The 1,639-nt window shown below is 54.2% G+C and carries 2 protein-coding genes; both read left to right on the forward strand.

Translation table 11 applies throughout. From position 1 onward, the window contains the following. The first annotated feature begins 110 nt into the window (after positions 1-110). Positions 111-413 carry a hypothetical protein gene (locus GHO32_RS25945; protein ID WP_153443095.1) on the forward strand — a complete coding sequence of 101 codons (303 nt, stop codon included), beginning with the start codon at positions 111-113 and terminating at the stop codon, positions 411-413. A gap of 91 nt (positions 414-504) precedes the next feature. Continuing rightward, positions 505-1,639 (forward strand): protein rep (locus GHO32_RS25950; RefSeq protein WP_153443097.1); only part of this gene is annotated, 1,135 nt, incomplete at its 3' end.

Genomic DNA, 1,639 nt, shown 5'->3' on the forward strand with positions numbered 1-1,639 from the left:
AAAAAAAAAAAACCGAAGCTTGAAGCCGTACATGACGCCAATCAGGCACAAATGGAACTCATTGACCAACAAACCAAACTCCGCACCTTCCAACGCAAGGAACCCAACGAATGAACGTTCAAATGAAGAAAACCAAAAAACTCGTTGTCGCTCTCTTTCACCCTGACGACCCCCACGGGCCTTGCTTAGAGCTTATGCCCTGCGTGGACGATCTCGATAACTTCGATGAGTTCCACCATTTCGCTGAGTTTTATTACAACGGAATGCCAAAGCCTAATGGCGGCCAGATCATGGTTGCCTTTGCACCCAAGAATCCGAAATTCAGCATGGCCTTTCTCGGCCCTTTGCAAATGGATTACCAGCAAGCTGACGCGCACGCCGAAACCATTAAGCGCATTTTGACCAGCCAATAAAAAACCCCCTCCAGTTAGCGCTGTAGGGGGTTCTGTGGGGGTCGCGGTTGGCGCCGCGATTTACCCCGGGTTTTGCAGGACAAGGATCTGCATGGACAAGAATAACACTTCCGGGCGTTACCAGAATTCCGGGCCAGAAACGGCCTTTCGGGCGGAGCCCCTTGGTATATACGCGATAACTGACTCCGCTCACCTAACGGTTGACCAAAGCACGGGGGAAATCACCGCTGGGTTGCCTGTCGATCCTAGGCTTTTCCGCTGCGAGCGTTTCGCTCTAAAAAGCATCGTTAATTGGCTATTGCCAACCTCACGCACGTCTAAGTGCATGCGTTGGAGAGTGCCAAATCAATCGCTCCAGGTACTCAAGAGCAAGGAGCACAACAAGGCGTTCTATACGGGCCTTCAGGTCTGCGCTTCCGTATGGGCTTGCCCGGTTTGTGCCGCCAAAATCAGCGAGCGCCGTCGTGCTGAACTGACCACTGCTCTGGCTCTCGCCAAAGCGCGTGAGTGGGATGTTTTCATGCTGACCCTGACAGTGCCGCACGGGCTTGGCGACGATTTGCCAGCACTCTTGAAGCAAATCCACACAGCATGGCGCAGCACTACAACCAGCCGTGCCGGGCAGAAGCTCAGAAAGCTCTTGGGTATTCGTGGAACCATCCGGGCTCTGGAAGTTACCCATGGCCAAAATGGCTTTCACCCACACCTTCATGTCTTGCTCTTTCTCGATCAGGGTTTTTCGCCTCAATCCGTACACCACGCATTCAGCCCTCTTTGGCAACAAGCGTGCATGCGTGCTGGTTTGCCGCGTCCTTCTGATGAGCATGGTTGCAGGGTTGATGATGGCACCTATGCCGCTGCCTACGCCTCCAAATGGGGCCTAGAGAGCGAATTGACCAAAAGCCACACCAAGAAGGGCCGTAACGGCTCACGCACGCCCTGGGACTTCCTGAGAGCCGTCCTCGATAAGTCTGAGGGCTGGCAACAGTCGGCAATCCTGTTTCGTACCTATGCCGAAGCGTTCAAGGGAAAACGTCAGCTCTACTGGTCAAACGGCTTACGCGATCTGCTCGCCATGGGTGAACAGGCATCAGACGAGGAACTTGCAGCCGTTCAGGAAGACAGTGCGCTCATGCTGGCCGAACTAACCGACGAGCAATGGCGAGCCATTTTGCGCACCAAGTCGGAGTCCATCGTTTTGGACATGGCCGAGACTCACCCACAGG

The organism is Pseudomonas sp. FSL R10-2189, assembly GCF_009600325.1.
GTDB lineage: Bacteria > Pseudomonadota > Gammaproteobacteria > Pseudomonadales > Pseudomonadaceae > Aquipseudomonas > Aquipseudomonas helleri.

Bases quoted from the DNA above. Each gene is read 5' to 3' on its own strand.
- GHO32_RS25945 (WP_153443095.1), top strand. From the start codon at position 111: ATGAACGTTCAAATGAAGAAAACCAAAAAACTCGTTGTCGCTCTCTTT.